The organism is Streptomyces sp. MK37H, from assembly GCF_018035285.1.
Classification (GTDB): Bacteria; Actinomycetota; Actinomycetes; order Streptomycetales; family Streptomycetaceae; genus Streptomyces; species Streptomyces endocoffeicus.
In genome coordinates this window covers 1-25,161 of sequence record NZ_JAAAYH010000089.1, presented here as the reverse complement: position 1 = coordinate 25,161, position 25,161 = coordinate 1, and the positions used below count along the sequence as shown (strand labels likewise).

Below are 25,161 nucleotides of genomic sequence, written 5' to 3'. Positions count from 1 at the left end.
GTGCCCATCGAACGCGCCACCCACTTCGGCCGCGCGATCTACAACGACGGCGACACCACCCAGAACGAGGACGACTGGAACGACGAACGCAAGCCGACCAGCTGGTGGGGCTACACCTGGCCACGTACGTACCGCCTCAACCAGGTGGCCTACACCACCGGCACCATGTTCGGCGACGGCGGCTGGTTCAGCAGCCCACCCAAGATCCAGGTCCGCCGCGACGGCGTCTGGACCGACGTCACCGGCCAACGCGTCACACCGTCCTATCCGACCTCCTCGGCCGCCGGCACGAACAAGACCTACGTCTTCGACTTCGACACCACAACCGGTGACGGCGTCCGCATCATCGGCGGCAGCGGTGGCACGCAGACCTTCACCTCGATCGCCGAACTGGCGGCCCACTACCGCTGAAACTCTCATCAGGAGAATCCACTTCGGTCATGGTGATGCTGGTTCTGGCTGGCTGATCTCGGTTCATTGCTTGCTCTTTGAACTGGATTCGGTTTTGCTGGGAGGGGCGTCCCATGACCGGAGGGAGTCGCGTGCGCGCGGAGGATGTCGATCTGCTGATCATCGGCGCGGGTATGGCGGGGTTGACCGCCGGTGCCCGCGCGGTTCGCAACGGTCTGTCCGTCACGGTCGTGGAGATCGGTGCGGACGTCGGCGGTTCCGCGCTCTTCGCGGGTTACGCATGGACCGCGCCGAGCCACGACGTCATGGACCAGCAGAATCCGTATGGAGACACCGCGCTCAAGCGCGCCCTCGTGGAGCGGTTCCCCGAGGGCGTCTCGTGGATCCGTTCCCTCGGCGTGGACGTCAAGGACGCACAGCGCGTTCTCAGTTTCGGTCGCGGGCACCAGTTCGACACCCATCAGTATGTCGCCACCTGTCGTCACGTCATCCGCCGAGGCGGTGGCGCGTTGCTGTTGGAAACGTGCGCCGAAAGGCTGGTGGTCGAGGACGGTGTAGTGACGGGGGCGGAGCTGCGACTGGCCGATGGCACCCGCACCCATGTGCGTGCCGGGTCCACACTCATCACGACCGGTGGGTTCCAGGGCGATCCGGAACTTTGTGCCGCGCATGTACACCCCCGTGTCGGGGGCATGCGGCTCCGCTCCAACCCCTTCAGCCGCGGCGGTGGCTACCGTCTGGCCACCCGGGCCGGTTCGGACTGACCGCCGCGGACACCGCCACCGTGACGGCATCACCCGCCACGCACTGAGCGTTTGCCGACCCAGCACCCGGCTCGTCCGCCACGGCGCTCGTCCGCCACGGTGGGTGGTGTCCCGTCAGCGTGCCGTCCAGCCGCCGTCCACGTACAGCTCGGAGCCGGTCACGAAGCTCGCGTCCCGGGACGCGAGGAACGCGACGGCCCCCGCTACCTCTTCCGGACTGCCGAGCCGCCCCATGGGGGTGCCCTCGACCATCGCGGTGTGACGAGGCGTGCCCTGCCACAGTTCGCGCGAGAGCGGGGTCTCGATGAAACCGGGATGGATCGAATTGACCCGGACACCGCGGGTGGCCCAGTGCAGCGCGGCGTTCTTCGTCATCAGCCGGACCGCGCCCTTCGCCGCGTGATACGAGAACTGGCTGCCGAAGCCGCCCACCGTGCCGAAGATCGACGCGATGTTGACGATCGAACCGCCACCGGAGCGTTCAATCGCGGGGCCGCCGTGCTTCATGCCGAGCCAGACACCGCCCTGGGTCACCGAGATGACCTTGTCCCATGACTCCTGGGTCTCCGTTTCCACGGTGCGCATCTCGGCGATCCCCGCGTTGTTGACGAGCACGGACAGGCCGCCCAGCGCGGAGACCACGTGCTCGACCACGCCGCGCCACGCCTCCTCGTCACTCACGTCCAGCGCCAGGCCCAGCGCCCGTGCTCCGTCGGCCGTCAGCTCCCGCGCCAGGTGGTCGCAGCGGGTGGCATCCACGTCGGTCACCACCACCGTGGCGCCCTCGGCGGCCAGCCGCCGCGAGACGGCGGCTCCTATGCCGCCGGTCGCACCGGTGACCAGGGCGATCTGTCCGGACAGTCGGTCTCGCACGGGCTCTCCTTCGGCTCGCGTGTCGGTACTCACGGCAGTAGCTCCAGCCCCGAGCGCAGCAGCGCGGGCACCGCGGATCCGACCCGTTCGAATCCCGTTCCGACCGTCTGTCCCGCCGAAAAGCGGGCGTGAATGCCCTCCGCGATGACGGCGAGCTTGAAACAGCCCAGCGCCTGGTAGTACGGCAGGGCACCGATGTCCCGTCCGGACTTCTCGGCGTATCGCTCGGCCAGTTCGCGGCCCGATCGAAAACCGGGGTTGGCCGTCGGGACGTGTCGCGCCCCGAGGACCGGTTCGCAGGTGCGGTCCCAGTACATCAGCAGCATCCCGAGGTCGGCGAGGGGATCGCCGAGCGTGGCCATCTCCCAGTCGATGACCGCGGCGATCCGCCCGAAGTCGCCGGGTGCCAGGATGACGTTGTCCAGGCGGTAGTCGCCGTGCACGATGGCCGGGGCGCCGCTCGCGGGCAGCGAGCGGGCCAGTCTGCCGTGCAGTTCGTCGAGGTCGGGCAGGCTCCGCGTGGCGACCTTGTCCCACTGCCCACGCCATCGCCGCACCTGGCGCTCCAGATAGCCGTCGGGTCGACCGAAGTCGCCGAGCCCGACGGCGGCGGCGTCCACCGAGTGCAGCGTGACCAGGGCGTCCACCAGCGTGTCGGCGGCGCGCCCCGCGTCCTCGGGCGGGAGTGCGGCGGCCTCGTCACCGTCGCGCAGCACCGTGCCTTCCACGAAGCCGACGACGCAGAACGGCGCTCCGATCACCTCCGGGTCCGTGCACGACAGCACGGCCCGGGCGACCGGCACCCCGGTGTCGGCGAGCGCCGCGACGACGCGGTATTCGCGGTCCATGTCGTGCGCGGTCGGTGTCAGCACCCCCAGCGGCGGTCGGCGCAGCACCCACCGGTGTGTCCCATCGGTCACCGCGTAGGTGAGATTGGAGCGCCCGCCCTGCAGGAGCGTGACCCCGAGCGGGCCCGCGCACTCGGGTACGTGGCGTTCGAAATAGCGCTCCAGCGCGGCCACGTCGACTCCGGCCCCCGTTGTCCCGGAGCGGGTCACCGAGTGGCCCTCCGCTCCCGCGCCGCCCGCACCGCGCGCTTGGCGATGGCCCAGCGGTGGGTCTCGGAAGGGCCGTCGTAGATGCGGAACGGACGCACCTCCCGGTACAGCCGCGACAGCGGGGCATCCCCTGAGATGCCGAGCGCACCGCATATCTGGACGGCCCGGTCGACCACCCGGTGCACCGCCTCGGAGACGTATGTCTTGGCGATGGAGGTGTGCTGGGCGGCCGGGCGGCCCTGGTCCAGCTCCCAGCAGGCCCGCCACAGCACCGCCCGGCCGGTTTCGATGTCGATCTCGGAGTCGGCCAGCATCTGCTGCACCATGCCCAGTTCGGCCAGCGGCTTGCCGAAGGCCGAACGGTCCGCGGCGCGCTCCAGGGCGATGTCCTGCGCCCGCCGGGCCACTCCGAGCCAGCGCATGCAGTGGGTCATCCGCGCGGGCCCCAGACGCACCTGGGCGTACGCGAAGCCCTGGTCCACCTCGCCCAGTACGGCCTCGTCCCCGACCTCGCAGCCTTCGAAGGCGACTTCGCTGTGGCCGCCGAAGAGGCCCCGGTCCAGCGTGTCGATATTCCGGACGATCTTCATGCCGGGGTTGTCGGCGGCGATGAGGAACATCGTCGCGCCGCCCGGGTCGCCCGGGCCGCCGCTGGTGCGGGCCATGCAGATGGCGAAGGCCGCCCCGTCGGCGCCGCTGATGAACCACTTGCGGCCGTCGATCCGCCAGCCGCCGTCGATCTTCGTCGCGGTCGTCGCGAGCGCACGCGGGTCGGAGCCGGCGCCCGGAGCCGGCTCGGTCATCGCGAAACACGAGCGCGTCTCACCGGCCGCCAGCGGGCGCAGATACCGCTCCTTCTGCTCCTTCGTGGCCACCACCTCGAGCAGATGCGTGTTGCCCTCGTCGGGAGCCGCGCAGTTGAGCGCGAGCGGCCCCAGCAGCGAGTACCCGGCCGCCTCGAAGACCACCGCCTGCCCGCGCAGGTCCAGTCCGAGTCCACCCCATTCGGCGCCGATATGCGGGGCGAACACCCCCGCCTCGCGGGCCGCGTCCTGAAGCCGGCGGCGCAGTGGCTCCGGCCCGGCATGGACATCGCCGTCACACGCCTGCTCCTCGGGTATCACCACTTCCCGTACGAACTCGGTGGTGCGCCGCGCGATCTCCGCGACTCTTTCCTCGATCTCGAACCCGATGGGCACGTTGCACTCCCGAACTCGGTACTGCCGACCAGTGCGGCGACATGGCGCTCCGCCTCTGATGAGTAAACCGAATCCAATTCAGATCCTCAACCCGTGTCCACGGCCTCTGCCGTCCATCATGAGAAAACCCTGTTCGATGGCTAGCTGTACTGAGTTCAATTCTGTACCGTCCCGGGCGTCGGCAAGGTACCGGACCGTGCCGTGGGAAAGGGAGCCGGATCATGAGCACCACACAACAGCCCGCCCCTCCGGGGGAGGGGTCGGCGTCGCACGATCCACGGATGGTGCGACGCGCGATGCTCGCCGGGAGCATCGGCACTCTGATCGAGTACTACGACTTCAGCGTCTACGGCTATCTCGCCGTGGCGATCGCTCCGCAGTTCTTCCCGGGCGACGATCCGGCGGCGTCGATGCTGGCGGCGCTCGCGGTGTTCGCCACCGGCCTCGTGGTGCGGCCGCTCGGCGGTGTCTTCTTCGGATGGATCGGCGACCGATGGGGGCGTCGCAAGGCGCTGGTGTCCTCGGTGCTGTGCATGGGGGTGGCCAGCAGCGTCACGGGGCTGCTGCCGACCTACGGCCAGATCGGGGTGGTCGCCGCGGTGCTCCTGTTCCTCACCCGGCTGGTACAGGGCATCTCCTCGGGCGGCGAGTCGGTCGGCGCCTACACCTACATCTACGAGTCGGCGCCGCCCGGGCGCAGAGCCTTCCTCGGCGCCGTCACACCCATCGGGTCCAACCTCGGATTCATGTTCGCGGCCGCGACGGCCGGGACGATCTCCGCCCTCACCACCAAGGACCAGATGGCCGACTGGGGGTGGCGGCTGCCCTTCCTGATGGCCGTGCCGCTCACCCTCCTCTGCCTCTGGGCCCGGCTGCGGATCGAGGACACCCCGGAATTCAAGGAGGCCGCACGGCGCGCCGACATCCCCGCGGCCCCGATACGGGAGGTCCTGTCCACCCACCGCGCGGCGCTGCTGCAGTCCGTCGGCCTGGCCATGGGCCAGGGCGGCGCCATCTTCCTCGGGCTGACGTACATCGGCATCTACCTGACCACCAACCTGGGGTACGACACCACGCAGGTGTACTGGCTGACCGCGGGCGTCGTGCTCGTCACCGTGCTGCTCATGGTGCCGGCGGGTCGGCTCGCCGCCCGGTTCGGCTGCCGTCGCGTCCTGATGGGCGGGCTGCTGATCTTTCTGGTGACCGCCTACCCCGCGATGATGCTCATGGGCCGGCACAGCCTGGCCCTGGCCGGTCTTGCCTACGTACTCCTGATGCTGGGCAGTGCGTTCGTGCAGGTCCCGGCGGCCAGTCTGTGGCCGCATCTGTTCGAGCGCCGGGTCCGCTACACCGGCATGGCGATCGGGTACAACGTCGGCACCGTCCTCGCGGGCGGTACGGCTCCGTACATCGCGGCCTACCTGGTCCAGCACACCGGGAACCTGCTCTCCCCGGCCTTCTTCGTCATGCTGGTCTGTCTGATCGGGATCGGTTCCCTGCTCACCGTCCGCAAGGACGTGTAGAAGGTGCCCGCCGTGGTGACCATCGGCCACCGAAGGACATCAATCCGCTGCCGCCTCGGGGTGGCCGCCGTGGCCGATGGTCTGGCCGCCGTCGACGAGGAACTCCCCGCCCGTGGTGTAGGAGGCGTCGTCACTGGCCAGGAAGAGCACCATGCGGGTGACCTCCTCGGGCTCCCCGATGCGCGCCACCGGCTGCTGGGCGAAGAGCTCGGGTGAGGCGCTCTCACCCATGGACGTGCGGATGACCCCGGGGTGTACGGAGTTGATACGCACCCCGCTGCCCGCCAGGTCCAATGCGGCGGCTTTGGTCATCCCGCGCACCCCCCACTTGCTCGCCACGTAGCCGATGCCACCGGCGAAGCCCGTCATGCCGGCGGCGGAGGAAACGTTGACGACGGCCCCGTGGCCGCGCTCGCGCATACCGGGAAGGACGGTGTGCATGCCGAGGAAGGCGCCCACCAGGTTGACGTCGAGGATCCGGCGGAAGTGTTCGGGCGACTGCTCCTCCACACCGCCGAAGTGCATGATGCCCGCGTTGTTGACCAGGACGTTCACCGGGCCGAGGGTGTCCTCGACCGTGTGGACCACCGACTGCCACCGTGCTTCGTCGGTGACGTCGAGGTGGTGGTAGCGGGCGCGGGGGAGCTCCTCGGCCAGGGCCTGTCCCTCCTCGTCCAGGACATCGCAGACGGCGACCCGGGCCCCCTCCGCGACCAGTCCCCGTACATGTGCGGCACCCATGCCCCGGGCGCCGCCGGTGACGATCGCGACCTTTCCATCGAAGCGCATGCCGGCTTCCCTTCCGTATCGATGAGCCATCCATGAGCCATGGGTGAGCCGTCCGTGCGGCGTCCGTGAGCCATCCACCGGCCCGAGTCCGTCCGCGGGCCACCGGGCCCGTGATCAGTCCGGTACGAGCACGGTCCGGCCCCGGGCCCCACCCCGGCGAAGCCGGTCGATCGCCTTCTGAGCGGCGGACAGCGGGAAGCTTTCCGCCTCGACGCGGAGCGCTCCCGAGCGGGCCAGCGCGACGACCTCGGCCAATTCCTGGCGGGTGCCCCAGAAGGGCAGTGAGAGCCGGAAGCCGGGTGGGAGGACACCCGGCTTGGCCACCGTCAGGCTGCCGCCTCCGCTTCCGACGAGGGCGAGTGCGCCACCGGGACGCAGGATGCCGGTCGCGAGTTCCAGCGTCTGCGCGGTGCCGACGAAGTCGAGCACGGCGTCCGCTCCCACACCACCGTTTCGCGCCCGCAGCGCGCGGGCGGTGTCCGGCCGCATCAGGGTGGAGAAGTCCGCGCCGGAGCGGTCCGCGAGAGCCAGGGCGTCCTCCCGGACATCGACCGCCAGCACCCGGCTCTCGGTGGTGGCGCGGAGGATCTGGACGGCCAGGTGGCCGAGCCCGCCGACACCGATGACGACGGCGGTGGTGCCCTCGCCGAGTGCGGGCCGGAGCCCGGCCACGGCGTGGTAGGAGGTCAGGCCCGCGTCGGAGAGCGGGGCGGCCTGGCCGGCGGGCAGGTCACCGATCGGCACCAGATGGCGGGCGGACGGGACGAGCAGATACTCGGCCATTCCGCCGTCCCGGCCCAGTCCCGCCCCGTGCCAGGCGACGGTGTCCCGCCGGTCGCAGTAGTTGTCGGAGCCCGCGGCGCAACGTGCGCAGGAGCCACAGCCCCACGGCCCGTAGACCACCACGCGTTCGCCGACCACTACTCCGTCGGCCACCACCCCGTCGGCGTCGGGGCCCAAGGCCGTGACCTGCCCCGCGACCTCATGGCCGAGGGTGAACGGCAGCCGGTAGGGGAGCGCCCCCGGAGCGCTGTCGATCACATGCAGGTCGGAACGGCACAGCCCGGCGGCCTCGACCCGCACCAGCACCTCGGTGCCATGGGGGACGGGCCGCTCGACCTCGGCCGGTGCCGGAGCCTCACCCCAGGCGGTCAGCCGCAGTGCCCTCATCTTCACCGTCCTGGGTCTTGTCAGCGTCGCGGCTGCCACGGTAACAGAGGTGAAGTCGGTTCAATAGATGGTCTGGGCAAGTGAAGGGAGTCGGCATGGTGCGCGAAGACACAGGGAGGTTCGCCGGCCGGGTCGCGATGGTGACGGGAGCCGCCTCCGGTATGGGTGCGGCGGTCGCCCGGCAGTTGGCCGCGGAAGGGGCGGCGGCCGTCATCCTGGCGGACGTGAACGGCGAGGGCGCCGCGGCGGTCGCCGAGGAGCTGCCCGTCGCCAGGGCGATCGCACTCGACGTGACGCACGCGGCGGGCGTTGACGGCGCCTTCCAGGACGTACTGCGCCGGCACGGGCGGCTCGACGTCCTGGTGCACGCGGCGGGGGTCGATGACCCGGAGGCGAAACAGCGCATCGCGGAAGCGACGGCCGAAGGGCGGCCGGTCGAGCTGACCGACACCCTCGACGACGCCTCCTGGCGGCGAGTCATGGGTGTGAACCTGGACGGAACCTTCCATGTGCTGCGCGCCGCGGTGCGGGTCATGCGGCCGACCGGGGCCGGGGCGATCGCGGTGATCGGATCGTCGTCGGCCTTCGACGCTCCCGTCGGCTATCCCCATTACGCCGCCTCCAAGGCGGGTGTGCACGCGCTGGCCCAGGCCGTGGCCAAGGAGGTCATCGCGTCCGGGATCCGCGTGAACGCGGTGGCGCCGGGGCCGACCGAGACGGGGATGGCGGCCCGCACCCCCGAGGCGCTGCAGGCGGGCTTCGCCGATCCGCGGGTGCGCCCGTACGCGACACCCGAGGAGATATCCGAGATCGCCCTCTTCCTCGTGAGCGACGCCGCGGCGAACCTGGTCGGCGCGGTGCTGCTCGCCAACGGCGGCCGGTTCACCGCCTGACCGGGTGTCCGGAGCGGCCCGGGTGCGGGTCTTGTCCGCCCGGAGCCCGGCGCCTATCGTCTTGAACTGAGTTCAATTCGCATATTTTTCGGCCCCGCCCGTCGTACGAGCACGATGGAGATGTCATGCACCTTCGCCGCCCCGAGATCGACCCCCAGCTGCTGTCCGAAACGGACGAACAGCGACAGCTGCGCACCGTCCTGCGGGACTTCTACGCCGAGACGAGTGGCGTCGAGGATCTGCGTAAACATCTGGCCACCCCGCGCGGATACGACGAAGCGCTCTGGGCGCGGCTCGCGGGCGAGATCGGGGTCCATGGACTGGCCGTTCCGGAGGAGTACGGCGGGTCGGGCTTCACCTTCGCCGAACTGGCCGTGGCCCTGGAGGAATCCGGGCACGCCCTGTACTGTGCGCCGCTGCTGCCCACGGTGGTCCTGGCCGCCCACGCGCTGCTGCTCAGCGGTGACCGTACCGCATGCGAGCGCTATCTGCCCCGGATCGCCGACGGCACGCTCACCGCCACCGTGGCCGGGTTCGACGCGGCCGTGCCCGGCGTCGCCGCAGAGCAGGGGAACCGCGACGGCTGGGTGCTGCGCGGACACGCGGACTTCGTGCTCGACGGGGCCGGCGCGGATCTGATCCTGGTACGGGCCGGAACACCCGCCGGGCCTCGGCTCTTCGCCTGTGAGCCCGTCCCCGACACCTGCCGGCGGACTCCGCGCCGCGTCCTGGACGAGACGCGGCGCCAGGCACTGGTGGAGTTCCGGGGTGCTCCGGCCACCGCCGTGGGTGCGGCGGAGGAGGCCGAGGGCACGGTTTCGGCGACATTGGACACCGGACGGGCCGCGCTGGCGGCCGAACAGGTCGGCGGCAGTGGCCACGCGCTGGACGCCACGGTCGGATTCGTGGCGCAGCGCCATCAGTTCGGGCGCCCCATCGGCTCCTTCCAGGCCGTCAAGCACCGGCTGGCCGATGCGTTGGTGGCGCTGGAGGCGGCGCGCTCGGCGTCCGCGTACGCGAGCGCCTGCGCCGCCGTGGCCTCGCCGCAACTGCCGGTGGCCGCCTGTGCCGCCGCCGTGGTGTGCTCCGAGACCTTCCGGCTGGCGACGGCCGAGTATGTCCAGCTGCACGGCGGCATCGGCTTCACCTGGGAGCACCCGGCCCATCTGTACGTACGCCGGGCGCGCGGCGCCGAGGTGCTGTTCGGCACGGCGGACCGGCACCGGACCCGGCTCGCCGAACTCGTCGGCCTCGCCACCCGTGGCGCTGCCTGAACGGGCACCGGGACCCGGCACGGCCGATCCGCCGTGCCGGTCCACGGACGAGCCGCCGGCGGAGCAGTTTCTCCGGCTATGGGTCCCGTGGCTCAAACGGTCATGCGTCGTACACGTAGAACCCCCGGCCGCTCTTGCGGCCCAGGTGACCCGCGGCGACCATGCGCCGCAGCAGCGGGGGAGCGGCGTACAGCGGCTCCTTGAACTCCTCGTACATCGATTCGGCGACGGCCTGGGCGGTGTCCAGGCCGATCAGGTCGAGCAGCCGCAGCGGACCCATCGGGTGGGCGCAGCCGAGTTCCATGCCGCTGTCGATGTCCTCGGCGCGCGCCGTTCCGGACTCGACCATGCGGACCGCGGAGAGCAGGTACGGCACCAGCAGGGCGTTGACCACGAAACCCGATCGGTCGGGCGCCTGGATGACCGTCCTGCCCAGCTGTTCGGCGGCGAAGTCGCGGGTGCGGGTCAGGACCTCGGCGCCGGTGGTGAGGGCGGGGATCACCTCGACCAGCTTCTGCACCGGTACGGGGTTGAAGAAGTGCAGCCCCACGACGTGGGAGGCCCGGCCGGTGGCCACGGCGAGGTCGACGACGGGGATGGAGGACGTGTTGGTGGCAAGGATGGCCTCCGGATCGCTGACCACCTTGTCCAGCTGACGGAAGACCTCCAGCTTCACCTCCCGCCTCTCGGCGACGGCCTCGACGACGAACTGCCGGTCGGCCAGCTCGCTCAGGTCGTGGGTGAAGGTGAGCCGGGACAGGGCCCGGCCGTGGTCGGCCTCGGTGAGTTTGCCGCGCCGCAGCCCGCGATCAAGGGACGCGGTGACGCGGTCGCGGCCGGCGGCGGCCAGCTCGGGGGTCGATTCGGCGACGGTCACATCGAGACCGCGCAGGGCGGCGACCTCGGCGATGCCGGAGCCCATGAGGCCACAGCCGACGATGCCGAGACGGGAAATGCCGGGCATGAAGGTCCTTCCTTGGTGATCGGGACGGCAGGGGAGCCGGCGCGAGGTTCGCGGTCATATTGAACCGAGGTAGGTATGCTCAGCAAGAGCGGAACTGAATCAGGTTCGATTGGCTCGATCAGGGGGTTGACAGCGATATCTTCCAGCCTCCAAAGTTGTAGTGAATTCAGTTCAGTTTCAAGGGGTGAGGGATGACAACGGAAGACGAGATCCAGTTCGAGCGCGACGGCCACGTCGCCCGGGTGTGGCTCAACCGACCGTGGAAGAAGAACTGCGTCACCGTGCCGATCCTGGACCGGCTCGACGAGATCATCACCGAGGTGGACGAGGACCCCGACCTGCGGGTCCTGGTGGTGCGCGGCCGTGGCGGTACCTTCTGCTCGGGGTTCGACCTCGACAGCCTGAAGGCCGACTACGTCGGTAAGTCGAACGCGATCGACGTCGCGGTGAAGTCCGCGAAGGTGTGCGACCGGCTGTACTCGATGAAGACGCCCTCGGTCGCGGTCCTGGAGGGTCATGTCACGGCCGGTGGCTTCGAGATCATGATCTCCTGCGACTTCGCCATCTCCGCCGACGACGCGAAGATCGGCGACTTCCACATCCGCCGTGCGCTGTTCGGCGGGGCCGGCCCGATCTACCGGGTGCCGCGCATGATCGGCATCCGTAGGACCAAGGAGCTGATGCTCACCGGGAAGCTCCTCTCCGGCGTCGAGGCCGCCGAGTTCGGGCTGATCAACAAGTCGGCCCCGGCCGACGAACTGGACGCCACGGTCGAGGAGTTCATCGGCCACCTCACCGACAAGAGCCCCTTCACCATGTGGCTCACGAAGATGACGATCGACCGCAGCCTGGACGCCGACACCCAGTCGCTGATGGTGATGGAGCACCTCGCCGTGGGCGTGGCGCTCAACTCGGAGGACGCCAACGAGGGCGTGTCCGCGTTCCTGGAGAAGCGCGAGCCCAAGTGGCAGGGGCGCTGATCCGGATGACCACGGATCCGCGGAGCCAGGCCGCCCCCGGGCTCGAGGGCGCACGCTGCTCCGGCTGCTCGGTGACGGTCTATCCCGCGGACGGCGCCTGCCCGCGCTGCGGAGGGCCGGCCGATCCGGTGGCCCTCCAGGGCACGGGCACGCTGTGGACCTGGACGGTGCAGCGGTACGCCCCCAAGTCGCCGCCCTACCAGCCCCCGCCCGGTGGCTTCGTGCCGTTCGCCCTCGGCTATGTCGAGCTGGCGGAGGGCGTGCGGGTGGCCGCCGTCCTGGACGTCGACGACCTCGACGACCTCCGCATCGGCATGTCCCTCTCCATGACCGCGGGCCCCGGAGTGCCCCGGGCCAGGCCCACGACCCCGGCTGAGGAGCGCTCATGAGCGGCACCGATGTCCTGATCTGCGGTGCGGGACGCACTCCGTTCGGCCGGTCGGAGGCGACCGGCAGGCAGCTGGCCGTCGCCGCCGTGAACGCCGCGCTGGCGGACGCAGGGATCCCGTGGTCGCGGGTGGGGGCCGCGTTCGGCGGCAGCGACAGCGCGGGCCTCGCGGACACCCTGGTGGCCCAACTCGGCCTCACCGGACTGCCGTTCGTCAATGTCAAGAACGGCTGTGCCACCGGTGGCAGCGCGCTGGTCTCCGCCGTGAACGCGATCCGCTCCGGCATGGCGGACGTCGTCCTCGCCGTCGGCTTCGACAAACACCCGCGCGGCGCCTTCGACCCGAGGCCCGAGGACTGGGGCCTGGGAGCGGAGTACGGCAGCGACGGGCTGATGGTGACCACCCAGTTCTTCGGTATGAAGATCCAGCGCTATATGCACGACCACGGCATCACCCCGCGGACCCTCGCCCTGGTGGCCGAGAAGGCGTACCGCAACGGCGGTCTGACCCCCGAGGCATGGCGCCGAAAGCCGCTGTCAGCCCAGGAGATTCTGGAGTCCGGAATGGTCAGCGATCCGCTGACCCGCTATATGTTCTGCTCCCCGGGAGCGGGCGCGGCGGCGTTGGTCCTCTGCTCGCCCGAGGCCGCCCGCGCGCTGGACGGCCCGCCGGTCACCCTGCGCTCGGCGGTCGTACGCACCCGGCGCTTCGGATCGTTCGAGGTGTTCAGCCCGTGGATTCCCGGGGGTGAACTGACCAGCGTCAGCCGTGACGCATCGGCCGCGGCCTTCGAGGAGGCGGGACTCGGCCCCGGTGACGTGGACGTCTGCCAGCTGCAGGACACCGAGAGCGGCGCCGAGGTGATGCACATGGCCGAATGCGGGTTCTGCGCGGACGGCGAGCAGGAGCGGCTGGTCGCCTCCGGTGCCACCGGGATCGGCGGAACGCTGCCGGTCAACACCGACGGCGGCTGCATCGCCAACGGCGAGCCCATCGGCGCCTCGGGACTGCGCCAGGTGTACGAAGTCGTCCAGCAGTTGCGCGGACGGGCCGGAGACCGGCAGGTCCCGGACCGTCCCAGGATCGGCTTCACCCATGTATACGGCGCCCCCGGCGTGAGCGCCTGCACGGTCCTGTCCCGTTGAAACGCCCGCTGAAAGGAGGTGGCAGAGAAGATGAGCGGTGTCCCGGAACCCGAGGAGTTCCGCGACCGGGCCCGGCGGTGGCTGGCCGGAGTCGCCCGGCCCCGCGCCGCCGCCGGGGAGTGGGGCAGCGGCTCCGACTCCGTCGCCGTGTTCGACAACTGGACCGAGGAGCAGGAGCGCGAGCACACCGCCCGCGTCCAGGAGTGGGAACGCACCCGCTACGACCAGGGATGGTCCGCGTTCAACTGGCCGGAGGAGTACGGAGGACGGGGGTTGCCCGCGTACTACGAGCAGCTCTACCGCGCTGAAGAGGCGGCCTTCGACGTACCCCACCGCCCCGAGATCTTCCCCGTGACACAGGCGCTCGTCGCCCCCGCGATCGGCCTGTGGGGCACCGAGGAGCAGAAGAGCCGCTGGCTCGTGCCCCTGCTGCGCACCGACGAGCTGGCCTGCCAGCTGTTCTCGGAGACCGAGGCGGGCTCCGACCTCGCCGCGGTACGCACCAGAGCCGTGCGCGAGGGCGAGGACTGGGTGCTGACCGGGCACAAGGTGTGGACCTCCGGAGCCCGCGTCGCGACCTGGGGCGTGGCGGTGTGCCGCACCGACGGGGACGTCCGCAAACACGCCGGTATCACCGTCTTCCTGGTGCGCATGGACGCGCCGGGCGTCACCGTACGGCCCATCCGGCAGATGACCGGTGGCACCAGCTTCAACGAGGTCTACCTCGACGGTGTGCGGGTGCCGGACACCGACCGGCTCGGGCCGGTCGGCGAGGGCTGGCGGGTCACGCTCAGCGTGCTGGCCGCCGAACGGCTCGACTCCGGCGGCCTCGGCCTGGACAACGCCGACCGGGCCCTGGACCTGGCCGCGAACCTGCCGCGCCCCCTCACCGGCGCCGAGCGGCAGCGCGCCGCCGACCTGCACATCCGCACCCTCGTCCAGCGGCTCATGGGGCTGCGGGTGACCGCCGCCCTCGTCGCCGGACGCGAGCCCGGCGCGGAGGCGTCGGTCGGCAAGCTGTACGCCACCGAGACCATGCGGCGCACCAGCGACCTGGTGTCCGAGCTGCTGGGGCCGAGCCTGGTGGCGGACACGGGGGAGTGGGGCACGTACGCCTGGACGGAGCATCTGCTGGGCGCCCCCGGCTACAGCATCGCGGGCGGCACCGACGAGATCCAGCGCACCATCCTCGCCGAACGCGTCCTCGGCCTGCCCAAGGAGCCCGTCCGATGAGCATGGCCACCGAGGTGCCGGAGCTGGCCGCCCGGGTCCGCGACCGGCTCGCCCGCCACCACCCGGGCGTGGCCATCGGCGAGTTGGAGGTGCTGCCGGGCGGCCACTCCGGGCTGACGTACGAGGTCGCGGCGGGGGACGCCCGGTACGTCGTCAAGGCCGTGCCACCAGGGCAGCGGCCCGTCGGACGCAACGACGTGCTGCGCCAGGCACGGGTGCTGGGCGCGCTGGCCGGGTCCGCGGTGCCGGTACCGGGCGTGGTGGCCGTCGACGAGACGCAACCCGCGTGGTTCGCCATGGAGTTCGCGGCCGGGGAGGCCGTCGAGCCGGTACTGGACGATCATGAGGTGCCCGCCGCGACGGCCCGCGCCCGGATGCTGGAGATCGCGTCCGTCCTGCGGCGGCTGCACGGCACCGATGTGCACACGCCCGGGCTCGACGCGCCCGCACCGCTCGACCCCTCCGGCGAACTGGACCGGTGGAGCCGCACCCTGCGTGCCGTTCCCCCCGAACTGCGGCCCGGCGGAGAGGAGTTGCTGGTACGTCTCGCCGCTGGCGTACCTCGCGGCCTCCCGCCGGTGCTGCTGCACGGGGACTTCCGGCTCGGCAATGTGCTGTGCGCGGGCGAGCGGGCGGTGGCCGTCGTGGACTGGGAGATCTGGAGCGTCGGCGATCCCCGCATCGACCTGGGCTGGTTCCTGCTCTTCGCCGACCACGGCAACTTCCCCCGGCTGGGACACGCCGTGCCCGGCCTGCCCGGCGAGGCGGAACTGCTGGACACCTACGGCGAACCGCTGGACACCTACGACGGCGGGCCCGCGCTGCCCGCGATGGACTGGTTCCGGGCGCTCGGCCGCATGAAGATGGCCGCGATCATGGGCCACAACCTGCGCCGCCACCGCGAGGGCAAACACCACGACCCGGACCAGGAACGCCTGCCACCCACCATCGCCGCGATGATCCGCACCGCCCGCGACATCCTCGGCTGACCCGGCAGCGGTCCGTCCCCCACCGAACAGGAGCACTCGTGGATTTCGGATACTCGCCACGGGCGAGTGAACTCCAAGACCGCATGCGGTCGTTCATGGACGAGCATGTCTTTCCCGCGGAAGCCACGTACGACCGGCAGCTGGCCGAAGGGGACGATCCGCACGCCCTGCCGCCGGTCATGGCCGAGCTGAAGGCGAAGGCCCGCGCCGAGGGCCTGTGGAACCTCTTCATGGCGCACGGCGACTGGGGCGCGGGGCTGACCAACCTGGAATACGCGCCGCTCATGGAGCTGGCGGGCCGCTCCATCATCGGCCCCGAGGTGTTCAACTGCTCGGCGCCCGACACCGGCAACATGGAGCTGCTCGCGCTGTACGGCACCCCCGAGCAGCAGGAACGCTGGCTGCGCCCGCTGCTCGACGCGGAGATCCGCTCATGCTTCGCCATGACCGAGCCGGAGGTCGCGAGCTCCGACGCCCGCAACATCCGCACCCGCATCACCCGCGACGGCGACAGCTACGTCGTCAACGGCCGCAAGTGGTACACCTCCGGGATCCTCGACCCCGACTGCGAGCTGATCATCCTGATGGGCAAGACCGACCCGGAGGCGCCCACCTACCGGCAGCAGTCCATGCTGCTCGTCCCCCGGAACACCCCGGGCGTCACGGTCCTGCGCGACCTGCCGATGTTCGGCTACACCGACCGGCTCGGACACGGTGATGTGCTCTTCGAGGACGTCCGCGTGCCGGTGGAGAACATCCTCGGCGGCGAGGGCGAGGGCTTCGCGCTCGCCCAGGGACGGCTCGGTCCCGGACGGATGCACTACGCGATGCGCGCCGTGGGCTTCGCCGAGCGCGCCCTGCGGCTGATGTGCGAGCGCGTCACCGAACGCACCGCCTTCGGCGGGCCGCTGGCCGACCAGGGGGTGGTCCGGGAGTGGATCGCCCGCAGCCGCATCGAGATCGAGCAGCTGCGGCTCCTCGTCCTCAAATCGGCCTGGCTGATGGACACCGTGGGCAACGCCGCCGCCCGCATGGAGGTCGCCGCCATCAAGGTCGCGGCGCTGGAGGTCGCCCACAAGGTGGTCGACCGGGCGGTGCAGGCACACGGCGCGGCGGGGGTCAGCGATGACACCGTACTGGCCCGGCTGTACGCCATCACACGGGCGCTGCAGATCGCCGACGGCCCCGACGAAGTCCATCTGCGGACGGTGGCCCGCCAGGAACTCGCGCAATACAAGAAGAAGACCGACACGAAGACGGGAGCAGCGTGAGCGCCAACGGCCTCGACGGCAAGGTGGCCGTCATCACGGGCGGATCCCGCGGCATCGGCCTCGGCATCGCCACCGCCTACCGGGCGGCCGGTGCCCACGTGGTGATCGCGGCCCGCAAACCGGCCGGACTCGCCGAGGCGCGCGAGGAGTTGCTGCGCGTCAAGGGCGACGGCGAGGTGCACACGGTGGTGGCGAACGCCGGTGAACCGGAGCAGGCCGAGCGGTGCGTCGAGGAGACCATGTCCCGCTTCGGCCGGGTCGACGTCCTCGTCAACAACGCGGCGACCAACCCGTACCACGGCGATCTGCTCGACCTGGACCTGCCGCGCGCGGAGAAGACCGCCCGCGTCAACCAGTACGGCCTGATCGCCTGGACCCGGTGCGCCTGGCGGGCCTGGATGGCCGAGCACGGGGGAGCGGTGGTCAACATCGCCTCCGTCGGCGGGCTCGTCGTCGATCCGCACATCGGCTACTACAACGCCACCAAGGCCGCCATGCTGCACATGACCCGTCAGCTCGCCTACGAACTCGGGCCGCGCGCCCGCGTCAACGCCATCGCCCCCGGGCTGATCAAGACCGAGCTGGCACGGGCGGTGTGGGAGGTCCGTGAGCCGATCCTCACCGCCAAGCTGCCACTGCGGCGCCTCGGCACGGTCGAGGACGTGGCCCACGCGGCGCTGTTCCTGGCCACCGACGCCTCCTCCTGGATGACCGGCCAGACCCTGGTCCTCGACGGCGGCGCGACCGCCCTGCCGATCGGGGTGGAGGGATGACCGCGCCCCGACCCGCCGCGGAGCTGTTCTCGCTGCGGGGCAGGACGGCCCTGGTCACCGGCGCGTCCGCGGGGCTCGGCGCACGCTTCGCCGCCGTCCTCGCGCAGGCCGGGGCCACCGTGTTCGCCGCCGCCCGGCGGATCGAGAAGCTGAAGGAACTCGCCGACTCCGACACCCGCATCCACCCCGTCGCCTGCGACGTCTCGCTCGCCGCCGACCGCGCGCAGCTGGCCGGGACGGCGCTGGCCGCCACCGGCCGCATCGACATCCTGGTCAACAACGCGGCCACGTCCGGGGAAACCCGCGCCGAGGACGAATCCCCGGACGCCTTCGCCGATGTCCTCGGCGTCAATCTCACCGCCCCCTTCCACCTGGCACGCCTGGTGGCTGAGTCACCCGCCGTGGACGGCGACCCACCCCGGAGCGTCATCAACGTCTCCTCCATCCTCGGCCTGGTCACCGCCGCCCCACTGGGCGGTGCGAGCTACGCGGCGTCCAAGGCCGGGCTGATCGGGCTGACCCGGGAGCTGGCCGGACAGTGGGGCCGAAGCGGGACCCGTGTCAACGCGCTCGCCCCGGGATGGTTCCGCACCGAGATGACCGCGGACCTCTTCGGCGACGAGCGCTCCAGCCGCTGGGTCGAGCGCAACACCATCCTGGGGCGCGGTGGCGGGGCCCATGAACTCGACGGCGCCCTGTTGTTCCTCGCCTCGGACGCCTCCTCATACTGCACCGGCCAGGTCCTGACCGTCGACGGCGGATGGACCGCGCGATGAGGGTCGGCATCGAGATCGACGACGGCCTGGCCCGCGTCACCCTGCGCCGCGGCGAGGCGGGCAACGCCATCGACCTGGAGATGGCACGCGAACTGCTGGACGCGGCGCGGGTCTGCGCCGCCGAGTCCGTACGGGCCGTGCTGCTGACCGGCGAGGGGAAGTCCTTCTGCGTCGGCGGCGACCTCGGGGAGTTCTCCCGGCTCTCCGGCGAGGCGCTGGAGAAACACCTCATCGCGGTGACCGGCGCGCTCCACGAGGCCCTGCGTATGTTCGCGGCGGGCGACGCGCCCGTGGTGGCCGCCGTGCAGGGAGCCGTCGCCGGTGCGGGCATCGGCCTTGCCGCGTCCGCCGATGTGACCCTGGCCGCCGACAACGCCTCGTTCACCACCGCCTACACCGGGATCGGCTACTCACCGGACGCCGGAGTGAGCTGGTTCCTGCCCCGGCTCGTCGGTCCCAAGCGGGCCCTGGATCTGCTGCTGACCAACCGTCGCACAGCGGCGGCGGAAGCCGAGGCCATCGGACTGGTGAGCCGGGTCGTCCCCGCCGACCGGCTGGCCGCCGAGGCGCTGCGCACGGCCGGGGCCCTGCGCGACGGGCCCACCGCCGCCTTCGGCGCCACCCGCCGTCTCGTCGCCACCGGGCAGACCGCCGACCTCGGCACACACCTGGACCGCGAGGCCCGCGCGATCGCCGCCGCGGCCGCCTCCGCCGCCGGCCGTGAGGGCGTCGCCGCCTTCCTGGGCAAACGGACGCCCGACTTCACGCGCGCGGCCCCCAGCACCTGACTTCTCCCCGAAACCCATGGAGCACACCGTGTCGGAAGCATTCATCGTCGGAGCCGTCCGCACCCCCGTCGGCCGCCGCAAGGGGGCGCTCAGCGGCGTGCACCCCGCCGATCTCGGCGCCCATGTGCTGCGCGCCCTGCTGGAGCGCACCGGAGCCGACCCGGGCTCGATCGACGACGTGTACTTCGGGTGCGTGAGCCAGATCGGCGCGCAGACCGGCAACGTCGCACGCACCGCATGGCTGTCGGCGGGGCTGCCGCAGCACGTCCCCGGCACCACCATCGACCGTCAGTGCGGCTCCTCCCAGCAGGCCGTGCACTTCGCCGCCCAGGCGGTCGGCTCCGGGGCCGCCGATCTGGTGGTCGCGGGCGGGGTGGAGGTGATGAGCCTGGTGCCCATCGCCAGCCCCATGTTCGTCGGCGAACAGGCCGGTATGGGCAGCCCGTACGCGGGGGACGGCTGGCGCGAGCGCTTCGGGGACCAGGAGGTCTCCCAGTTCCGTGGCGCCGAACTGATCGCCGAGAAGTGGGGCGTCTCCCGGGCGGACATGGAGGAATTCGCGCTCACCAGCCACCAGCGGGCCCTCGCCGCCCAGGCCGACGGCGCCTTCGACGACGAGATCACCCCGGCCTTCGGACTCACCGCCGACGAGGGCCCGCGCGCCGACACCACCCTGGAGAAGATGGCCGGACTGAAGACCCTCACCGAGGACGGCCGGCTCACCGCCGCGGTCTCCAGCCAGATCTCCGACGGCGCCGCCGCCCTGCTGATCGCCTCCGAGGACGCGGTGCGCCGCCACGGCCTGACCCCGCTCGCGCGGGTGCACACCATGGCCGTCGTCGGCTCCGATCCGATCCACATGCTGACCGGGCCGATCCCCGCCACCGAGAAGGTCCTCGACCGGGCCGGGCTGTCGATCGGCGACATCGATCTGGTGGAGATCAACGAGGCGTTCGCCTCCGTCGTCCTCGCCTGGGGGAAGGAGATCGGCGCCGCGCCGGAGCGGGTCAACGCCTTCGGCGGCGCCATCGCGCTCGGACATCCGCTCGGCGCCACCGGCGCCCGGCTCATGACCACGCTCGTCCACCAACTGCGCAGGACCCAGGGACGCTACGGTCTGCAGACGATGTGCGAGGGCGGCGGCATGGCGAACGCGACCGTGCTGGAGCGCCTTTGACCCGGGCCCCTTCACGTCGATTGGCAACTGAGTTCAGCTTGGGGCTACTCTCGGGTACGGACACGGTGGGCTGCAGCCAGGAGACGAGGCATGGCGACGAGAATCGTTGAACCGGAAGCGGGACCGAGGTCCAAGCGTGCCGCCATCCTGGCGGCCGCCGTCGACTGCTTCGGCGAGACCGGTTTCGAGGCCACCAAGTGGTCCACCGTGGCGGAGCGGGTCGGCATCGGGCAGACGGCGCTGTACCACTACTTCGAGTCCAAGACGCACTGCCTGCTGACCATCATGCGGCTGGAGCTCCAGCGGTCCCACGACAAGTTCACGGAGGCGACCGAGGGCGTCGAGGACCCGACGGAGGCGCTCCGGGCGGCCGTCCGCGCGGCCTACGACGTCTCGGACCACGAGGTCCTGCAGATGCGGATTCTGCACAACCACATGGATCTGCTCTCCGGCACGCGCAAGTCCAAGCGGGAGGAGGCCGAGCGCGTCGAGGCCCGCAAGCTGGTCCAGCTCGTCGAGCGGGACTGGACGAACCTGCTGGTCCGGGGCATGTCCATGGGTGCGTTCCCGCTCCGGGACGCGCAACTGCTGGGCTCGGGCGTGCTCGGCCTGATCGTCAGCGTCTGGCGGTGGTACCGGCCCTCGGGCCCGACGCCGCTGTCGGAGGTCAGTGAACTGATCGAGGGCGCCTGCGTGCGCATGGTCGCCACATGACCCCCTGAGCGGCCCCTTGCCGCTTCCGGCCCCCGGCGGATATCCGCCGGGGGCCGTTTCCGTTCTACGGACCCTTGTCAGCCGTGTTTCCCCGGGATTAACATCCAACCTGAATTGAACTGAACTCAGGTTGATCCGGGGGTCGCTGCGGCGGCCCCGGGTCCCCGGGAGCGCTCGGCCGCCAATCGAAAGGGCGCAGTCATGGCGTTGCGCACGTATATGGCCAGTATGGACAGCGACCATCCGGAACGGACGCTGGACCTGCTCGAACCCGACTTCCGCTTCCTTATCGCCCTGCCGGGCAGTGAGGTCACCGGCGAATCCAGGGAGGACTTCGCCGCCTACATCGCCGGCCGGAATCCCAAGGACCGGTCCCATGAGATCCTGCGTCACAGCCGGGACGGCGACGTCGAGACCGTGTACGGGGTGGTGACGGAGGGCGGGCGGTACACCGGCTCCTTCCTCTCGGCCGCGGTGATCTCGCCCGGCGGGCTCCTGTCGCGCTACCAGTCCTTCTTCACCACCTCGTTCGAACTGGTCGACTGGGCTCGGCAGGACAACGGGACCCGGGCATGACGGACACCCCGGCCGCGGCCCCCTTCCTCACCGCGTGGTTCGAGATACTGGACGGAGACGAGCCGTCCCGGATCCTCGACCTGATCAGCGACGACTTCTCGCTCTCCATCCTGTTCTCCACCGGCGACGGCAACGCCACCGACTTCGCCGGGGACCGCGCCGCCCTGGTGGGCTACCTCGAACAGCGTGAGAGGGGCACCCGCACCCACCATCGGCTGTCGGCCACCACACTCGGCCAGGACGAGCTCTTCCTGGGCGAAGTACGACGCGAGGGCGTCCCCGAGGCCAGTTTCGTCGCCGCCGGGCGAGTGAACGGCGAAGGCCGGCTGCAGCGCCTGCTGATCGGGCGCTCATCCGAGATCCGCTTCACCTGACCGGTATCGGACCCATCCACCATCCACGTTCCATCGACCCCGTGCGGAGCACCGTCATGTACAACCTCGTCCTGCTGGCAGCCCGGCCCCCGGAGTGGACGCACGAGCAGTTCATCACCTGGTGGCGCGGCGACCACGCGGAGCTGACCTACCGCCTGCCCGGGCTGCGTGCCTGGCGCCACACCGAGATCGACGCCGCTCTGGAGCCGCGTTCCGAGGGCTGGGACGGGATCTCCGTGCTCGGCTTCGACTCCCCGGAGGACCTGAAGAAGGCCCTCGCGAGCCCCGAGTGGGCCGAGGCCGTCGCCCAGGTCGGCGACATGAAGGGCCGCCGGATCGCGGTCATGGGGCACGAGGCGGAGATGTTCAGCGCCTGAGGACGCCGGGCCGCCCGGCCCGGTCCAGCGGCAGATCAAGTACCACAGCGTTCGGCAAAACGGAGTTCGGCACAGCGCAACGAGGGGCAGGATGCGACAGGTAGTGCGGGAGTTCCAGCAGAAGGCGGAAGAAGCCGACTTCATCGCCGTGATTGACGACACCGGCAGCCATACGGCCCGGCAGCTGCTCGACGAGGCCGTACGGCTGGCCGGAGCGCTGTCCGTGGGCGAGGCCGACGGCTCGGTCGGCACCGTCCTGGTCCAGGCGGACAACTCATGGCGTACCGTCGCCGCCACCCTTGCCGTGGGCCTGCGGGGCGGGGTTCTCGCGGTGGTCAACCGGCACACCACACCCGCCGAGTTCACCGCCGCATGGGAGGACATCCGCCCGGACGCCGTCGTCGCCGACCCCTCGGCGATGGACGAGTGGGCGGTGCCCACCCGGCTGCCGGACCCGGCGCGGACGGTGCTCGACGGCTGGACATGCCGGTCCGCACCCGAAAGGCGCGAGGTGGCGCGGTGGTCGGGCGGCGCCCTCATCGGCCTGACCTCCGGATCGACCGGGCGGCCCAAGGGCGTCGTCCAGTCCGAGCGGGCCCTGCGCTACGCCGCCACGAGCACCATCACCGTCAACGGCCTGTCGCCGGGTGACGCCATCGCCGCGATCGTGCCGCTGTCGTCCACGGCGGCGTACTGCTTCGGGGTCTATCTCTCCCTCCTGCTGCGCGGGCCGCTCGTCCTTACGGGTAAGTGGGACCGGGCGGTCGCACTGCGGCGGATGGCCGACGCCGGCGTCCGCTGGACCATGTGCGTACCGACCATGGCACTGCAGATGGGCACCGAAGCGGCCGGCTCCGGCGTCCTCCGGGGCGTCCGGTCGATCACCGTCGGCGGCGGGCCCATGGACCGCGGGGCGCTGGCCCGGGCCGAACGGTCCCTGGGCACGAAGATCCTCCGCGTCTTCGGCATGTCCGAATGCCTGGGCCACACCTCGCCGAGCCCCGACGACCCCGAGGAGATCCGGCTGGGCAGGGACGGCCGCCCCTTCCCGGGCACGGACGTGCGCGCGCTCACCCCCGATGGCGAGGTGGCCGGTCCAGGGGTGACCGGCCGGGCGCAGGTCCGCGGCCCTTCCCTCTTCCTCGGATACGCCCGCGAGGGCAGGACCGATCCGCCGGCGCTGACGGAGGACGGCTACCTGCCCACCGGCGACCTGCTGATGGTCCACGAGGACGGCACCCTCAGCATCATGGGCCGCGAGAAGGACATCATCATCCGCGGTGGCCGCAACATCGACATCACCGAGATAGAGCGCGCGGTCGCCAGCCATCCACGCGTGGCCAGAGCCTGTGTCGCGCCGGTCCCCGACGATGTCCTCGGCGAACGCGTGGCGCTGCTCGTCGTCGCCGAGGACGGTGGCGGTGTCGAGCTGGCCGAGGTGACCGGCCATCTGGAGAGCGTCGGTCTGTCCAAGACCAAGTGGCCCGAGTACGTCTACGGCGTCGAGGAGCTGCCCCAGACGAAGGTCGGCAAGCTCGACCGGGGCGGAGCCCGGGACCTGGTCATCAGGCTGCACACCCGCGAAGGAGGGTCATGACAACGCGGTTCGACCAGGCTCCCTGGGCGGCGGCCGGAATCCAGACCGTACGGCCCGGGGTGCACCGCGTGCCGCTGCCCCTCCCCGACGACGGCCTGCGCGCCGTCAATGTCTACCTGCTGGAGGATCTGGCCGACGACGGTGGCATCGTCATGATCGACGGAGGCTGGGCGATCCCCGAGGCGCGCAAGGCGCTCGAGGAGGCCCTGGCCGCCATCGACCGCGACCCCGGCGACATCAGCCACATCCTGGTCACCCATATCCACCGCGACCACTACACCCAGGCGGTGGAGCTGCGCCGGCTGCTCGGCTCGCGCGTCTATCTCGGCGCGGGGGAGCGCCCGGGCCTGGAGATGCTCGACCGGCTGCGCAGCGACCAGCCCGTCGGCTCGCTGCGGACCCTGCGCGCGGCGGGCGCCGGGGAACTCGCCGACCGCATCGAGGCGATGGACCACGGCGGCTACGACCCGAGCGTATGGGAGGCCCCCGACCGCTGGCTGCACGCCGGGACCCTCCGCTTCGGCGACCGCGAGCTGCGGGTCGTGCCCACTCCCGGGCACACCAAGGGGCATGTGGTCTTCCTGGACGAACAGCGGGGACTGCTGTTCTCCGGGGACCACGTCCTGCCGCACATCACCCCGTCCATCGGCTTCGAGCTCGCCGAGCCGGGCGGCCACCCGCTCGCCGACTACCTGGACTCGCTGCGGCTGATGACCCGCTACGCCGACGCCCGTCTGCTGCCCGCGCACGGACCGGTCGCCGACTCCACCCACACCCGGGTCGCCGAACTGCTCGCCCACCACGACGACCGGCTGGCCCGCAGCCTGACGGCGCTGGGCGAGGACACGCTCGACGCCCACGCGGTGGCGCGGAAGCTCGCATGGACGCGCCGGGCGGTGCCGTTCGGGGAGCTGACCGCCTTCAACCAGATGCTCGCGGTCCATGAGACGGCCGCGCACCTGGATGTCCTCGTGCTGCGGGGCCGGGTGACGGCGGCCCGCGCCGACGGTGTGCATCGGTACACGCGCGTGCGATGACGACGCTGACACCGGTATGCGGGTCATCAGCCGCAGCGAGTCCAGGT

26 protein-coding genes and 1 pseudogene are annotated in these 25,161 nt (G+C 71.2%); 21 read left to right on the top strand and 6 right to left on the bottom strand.

Features of this window, described 5'->3' with window-relative positions; translation table 11 throughout:
• Together GWI24_RS15485 and GWI24_RS15480 are read left to right on the top strand one after the other, a co-directional pair.
• Positions 1–411: pseudogene (locus GWI24_RS15485) on the top strand (hypothetical protein); the annotation flags it as partial.
• Between the two features lie 131 nt (positions 412–542).
• Entirely contained in the window at positions 543–1,175 is a 633-nt protein-coding gene (locus tag GWI24_RS15480; protein WP_210946531.1) for an FAD-binding protein, read from the top strand.
• Positions 1,176–1,289: 114 nt separating this feature from the next.
• Here GWI24_RS15480 and GWI24_RS15475 read toward each other — a convergent pair whose 3' ends face one another.
• Genes GWI24_RS15475 through GWI24_RS46530 form a run of 3 tightly spaced genes read right to left on the bottom strand, consistent with a single transcriptional unit; the run spans position 1,290 to position 4,305 of the window.
• Positions 1,290–2,048, bottom strand: coding sequence for an SDR family NAD(P)-dependent oxidoreductase (locus GWI24_RS15475; protein ID WP_210946530.1), 759 nt, complete (start codon positions 2,046–2,048; stop codon positions 1,290–1,292).
• 29 nt (positions 2,049–2,077) lie between these two features.
• A complete protein-coding gene (locus GWI24_RS15470; RefSeq protein WP_210946529.1) occupies positions 2,078–3,106 on the bottom strand; it encodes a phosphotransferase family protein in 1,029 nt (342 codons plus the stop codon).
• Positions 3,103–4,305, bottom strand: coding sequence for an acyl-CoA dehydrogenase family protein (locus GWI24_RS46530; protein WP_210946528.1), 1,203 nt, complete (start codon positions 4,303–4,305; stop codon positions 3,103–3,105). The genes GWI24_RS15470 and GWI24_RS46530 overlap by 4 nt, the downstream gene beginning before the upstream one ends.
• Before the next feature lie 221 nt (positions 4,306–4,526).
• Between GWI24_RS46530 and GWI24_RS15460 the strand changes: the two genes are divergently transcribed.
• Positions 4,527–5,828, top strand: a complete 1,302-nt coding sequence (locus GWI24_RS15460) for an MFS transporter (protein WP_210946527.1) — start codon at positions 4,527–4,529, stop codon at positions 5,826–5,828.
• A 39-nt stretch (positions 5,829–5,867) separates the two neighbouring features.
• On the opposite strand, the gene GWI24_RS15455 is transcribed toward GWI24_RS15460, so the two are convergent.
• Together GWI24_RS15455 and GWI24_RS15450 are read right to left on the bottom strand one after the other, a co-directional pair.
• Positions 5,868–6,617: an SDR family oxidoreductase gene (locus GWI24_RS15455; protein WP_210946526.1), complete on the bottom strand. Its 750-nt coding sequence runs from the start codon at positions 6,615–6,617 to the stop codon at positions 5,868–5,870.
• Positions 6,618–6,731: 114 nt separating this feature from the next.
• Positions 6,732–7,787 carry an NAD(P)-dependent alcohol dehydrogenase gene (locus GWI24_RS15450; RefSeq protein WP_210946525.1) on the bottom strand — a complete coding sequence of 352 codons (1,056 nt, stop codon included), beginning with the start codon at positions 7,785–7,787 and terminating at the stop codon, positions 6,732–6,734.
• Between the two features lie 95 nt (positions 7,788–7,882).
• Between GWI24_RS15450 and GWI24_RS15445 the strand changes: the two genes are divergently transcribed.
• Together GWI24_RS15445 and GWI24_RS15440 are read left to right on the top strand one after the other, a co-directional pair.
• Positions 7,883–8,680: an SDR family NAD(P)-dependent oxidoreductase gene (locus tag GWI24_RS15445; protein ID WP_210946524.1), complete on the top strand. Its 798-nt coding sequence runs from the start codon at positions 7,883–7,885 to the stop codon at positions 8,678–8,680.
• Positions 8,681–8,805: 125 nt separating this feature from the next.
• On the top strand, positions 8,806–9,954 hold the full coding sequence (locus GWI24_RS15440; RefSeq protein ID WP_210946523.1) for an acyl-CoA dehydrogenase family protein: 1,149 nt from the start codon (positions 8,806–8,808) through the stop codon (positions 9,952–9,954).
• Positions 9,955–10,054: 100 nt separating this feature from the next.
• On the opposite strand, the gene GWI24_RS15435 is transcribed toward GWI24_RS15440, so the two are convergent.
• On the bottom strand, positions 10,055–10,918 hold the full coding sequence (locus GWI24_RS15435) for a 3-hydroxybutyryl-CoA dehydrogenase (protein WP_210946522.1): 864 nt from the start codon (positions 10,916–10,918) through the stop codon (positions 10,055–10,057).
• A gap of 191 nt (positions 10,919–11,109) precedes the next feature.
• Between GWI24_RS15435 and GWI24_RS15430 the strand changes: the two genes are divergently transcribed.
• The 16 genes from GWI24_RS15430 (at position 11,110) to GWI24_RS15355 (ending at position 25,114) form a co-directional block, all read left to right on the top strand.
• Positions 11,110–11,898 (top strand): enoyl-CoA hydratase/isomerase family protein, encoded by a 789-nt coding sequence (locus tag GWI24_RS15430; RefSeq protein ID WP_210946521.1) that lies wholly within the window; start codon positions 11,110–11,112, stop codon positions 11,896–11,898.
• 5 nt (positions 11,899–11,903) lie between these two features.
• Positions 11,904–12,287 carry a Zn-ribbon domain-containing OB-fold protein gene (locus GWI24_RS15425; RefSeq protein WP_210946520.1) on the top strand — a complete coding sequence of 128 codons (384 nt, stop codon included), beginning with the start codon at positions 11,904–11,906 and terminating at the stop codon, positions 12,285–12,287.
• Positions 12,284–13,432 carry a thiolase family protein gene (locus tag GWI24_RS15420; RefSeq protein ID WP_210946519.1) on the top strand — a complete coding sequence of 383 codons (1,149 nt, stop codon included), beginning with the start codon at positions 12,284–12,286 and terminating at the stop codon, positions 13,430–13,432. The genes GWI24_RS15425 and GWI24_RS15420 overlap by 4 nt, the downstream gene beginning before the upstream one ends.
• Before the next feature lie 30 nt (positions 13,433–13,462).
• Positions 13,463–14,665, top strand: a complete 1,203-nt coding sequence (locus GWI24_RS15415; RefSeq protein ID WP_210946518.1) for an acyl-CoA dehydrogenase family protein — start codon at positions 13,463–13,465, stop codon at positions 14,663–14,665.
• Positions 14,662–15,654, top strand: coding sequence for a phosphotransferase family protein (locus GWI24_RS15410; RefSeq protein ID WP_210946517.1), 993 nt, complete (start codon positions 14,662–14,664; stop codon positions 15,652–15,654). The genes GWI24_RS15415 and GWI24_RS15410 overlap by 4 nt, the downstream gene beginning before the upstream one ends.
• Before the next feature lie 38 nt (positions 15,655–15,692).
• The gene (locus tag GWI24_RS15405; protein ID WP_210946516.1) at positions 15,693–16,925 is read left to right on the top strand and encodes an acyl-CoA dehydrogenase family protein; all 1,233 of its coding nucleotides are present in this window, start codon (positions 15,693–15,695) and stop codon (positions 16,923–16,925) included.
• Positions 16,922–17,698, top strand: a complete 777-nt coding sequence (locus tag GWI24_RS15400; protein ID WP_210946515.1) for an SDR family oxidoreductase — start codon at positions 16,922–16,924, stop codon at positions 17,696–17,698. Before GWI24_RS15405 ends, GWI24_RS15400 begins: the two co-directional genes overlap by 4 nt.
• A complete protein-coding gene (locus tag GWI24_RS15395) occupies positions 17,695–18,474 on the top strand; it encodes an SDR family NAD(P)-dependent oxidoreductase (RefSeq protein ID WP_210946514.1) in 780 nt (259 codons plus the stop codon). The genes GWI24_RS15400 and GWI24_RS15395 overlap by 4 nt, the downstream gene beginning before the upstream one ends.
• Positions 18,471–19,262 (top strand): enoyl-CoA hydratase/isomerase family protein, encoded by a 792-nt coding sequence (locus GWI24_RS15390; protein WP_247616384.1) that lies wholly within the window; start codon positions 18,471–18,473, stop codon positions 19,260–19,262. Before GWI24_RS15395 ends, GWI24_RS15390 begins: the two co-directional genes overlap by 4 nt.
• A gap of 28 nt (positions 19,263–19,290) precedes the next feature.
• The gene (locus tag GWI24_RS15385) at positions 19,291–20,439 is read left to right on the top strand and encodes an acetyl-CoA C-acetyltransferase (protein ID WP_210946512.1); all 1,149 of its coding nucleotides are present in this window, start codon (positions 19,291–19,293) and stop codon (positions 20,437–20,439) included.
• Positions 20,440–20,529: 90 nt separating this feature from the next.
• Positions 20,530–21,153, top strand: a complete 624-nt coding sequence (locus GWI24_RS15380; RefSeq protein ID WP_210946511.1) for a TetR/AcrR family transcriptional regulator — start codon at positions 20,530–20,532, stop codon at positions 21,151–21,153.
• Positions 21,154–21,354: 201 nt separating this feature from the next.
• Positions 21,355–21,729 (top strand): nuclear transport factor 2 family protein, encoded by a 375-nt coding sequence (locus GWI24_RS15375; protein WP_210946510.1) that lies wholly within the window; start codon positions 21,355–21,357, stop codon positions 21,727–21,729.
• Positions 21,726–22,103 carry a hypothetical protein gene (locus GWI24_RS15370; protein ID WP_210946509.1) on the top strand — a complete coding sequence of 126 codons (378 nt, stop codon included), beginning with the start codon at positions 21,726–21,728 and terminating at the stop codon, positions 22,101–22,103. Before GWI24_RS15375 ends, GWI24_RS15370 begins: the two co-directional genes overlap by 4 nt.
• A gap of 56 nt (positions 22,104–22,159) precedes the next feature.
• Positions 22,160–22,480 (top strand): EthD family reductase, encoded by a 321-nt coding sequence (locus tag GWI24_RS15365; RefSeq protein WP_210946532.1) that lies wholly within the window; start codon positions 22,160–22,162, stop codon positions 22,478–22,480.
• 91 nt (positions 22,481–22,571) lie between these two features.
• The gene (locus tag GWI24_RS15360; protein ID WP_210946508.1) at positions 22,572–24,077 is read left to right on the top strand and encodes a class I adenylate-forming enzyme family protein; all 1,506 of its coding nucleotides are present in this window, start codon (positions 22,572–22,574) and stop codon (positions 24,075–24,077) included.
• On the top strand, positions 24,074–25,114 hold the full coding sequence (locus tag GWI24_RS15355) for an MBL fold metallo-hydrolase (RefSeq protein ID WP_210946507.1): 1,041 nt from the start codon (positions 24,074–24,076) through the stop codon (positions 25,112–25,114). The genes GWI24_RS15360 and GWI24_RS15355 overlap by 4 nt, the downstream gene beginning before the upstream one ends.
• Positions 25,115–25,161 lie beyond the last annotated feature (47 nt).